This window comes from Caballeronia choica (genome assembly GCF_001544535.1).
GTDB classification, from domain to species: domain Bacteria; phylum Pseudomonadota; class Gammaproteobacteria; order Burkholderiales; family Burkholderiaceae; genus Caballeronia; species Caballeronia choica.
Genome location: NZ_FCON02000480.1, coordinates 1 through 1,215, shown reverse-complemented (window position 1 = coordinate 1,215; position 1,215 = coordinate 1). Strand labels below are relative to the sequence as shown.

Sequence of the window (1,215 nt, the reverse complement as noted above, 5' to 3'; positions counted from 1 at the left end):
CTAGGAGTGTGCGCGGCAGAAATCTGATGTCATCGGACTGGGCGGTGCAAGCGTTGTTAGCAGATGAGAACAAGCTATCTCCCCTACGAGCCGCAGCAGCAAATGTTGCTACCGCAGGCGCTGCAAGACTGGCTGCCCGAAGGGCACCTTGTCTACTACATCAGTGACGCGGTCGACTCGCTGGACCTGTCCGCTTTCCATGCGCAGTATGCTGGCGGGGGCGCGCGCAATCAGCCCTTTCATCCGGCGATGATGGTCAAGGTGCTGGTGTACGGCTATGCGACCGGTGTGTTCTCGTCGCGCAAGCTGGCAAGGAAACTCCATGAAGATGTGGCGTTCCGGGTACTGGCGGCGGGCAACTATCCGGCACACCGGACGCTGTGCCACTTCCGCGCGCGCCATCTGAAGGAGTTGTCGGACCTGTTCGTGCAAGTGGTGAAGCTGGCAAAAGAATGCGGCCTGGTCAAGCTTGGTACGGTCGCGGTCGACGGCACCAAGATCAAGGCCAATGCGTCGCGCCACAAGGCAATGAGCTACGACCGGATGAAGAAGGCCGAGTTGGAACTCAAAGAACAGATCGATGCGCTACTGGCAAAAGCGAAGGCGGCCGACGCCGCCGAGAAGAACGAGCCGGAACTCGATATTCCGGCTGAGATCGCGCGGCGCGAGGACCGGCTGGCAGTGATTCGCGCCGCACGCGCGCGCTTGGAAGAGCGCCAGCGCCAGGCCGATATCGCGCGCGGTCGCAGCGACGACGCACCGTCGGATGACTTGAGCAAGCCGAAAAAGAAGTCCCGTTTCAAATACAAATTCGGCGAACCGAAGCCCGACGCACAGGAAAATTTCACCGACCCGGAAAGCCGGATCATGAAGCATGCCGGCGGCGGATTCGACTATTCCTACAACGCCCAGGCTGCAGTCGACGATACGGCTCACATCATCGTGGCGGCCGAACTGAGTAACAGTGCCGCCGACAGCGTGCAATTACCAACCGTTCTGGCTGCGGTGCTACGCGATGCCGGCGCCGATCCCAAGCAAGTCCTTGCCGATGCGGGCTACCGGTCGGAAGCAACGTTCGAGCAGTTGCGTGAGCACCCCGCCGAGCTGATCGTAGCGCTCGGACGCGAGGGCAAGAAAGACGTGAAGATCGATGCCACCAAGCGGCCGCTGTGTGCCGCGATGGCAGAAAAATTCGCTTCTCTGGAAACTCAGAGC

At 60.7% G+C, this 1,215-nt stretch carries 1 protein-coding gene; it reads left to right on the top strand.

Features of this window, described 5'->3' with window-relative positions; all coding sequences use genetic code 11:
- Window positions 1–63: 63 nt before the first annotated feature.
- The coding region (locus tag AWB68_RS45145; protein ID WP_125483314.1) for an IS1182 family transposase at window positions 64–1,215 on the top strand (1,152 nt) is incomplete at its 3' end.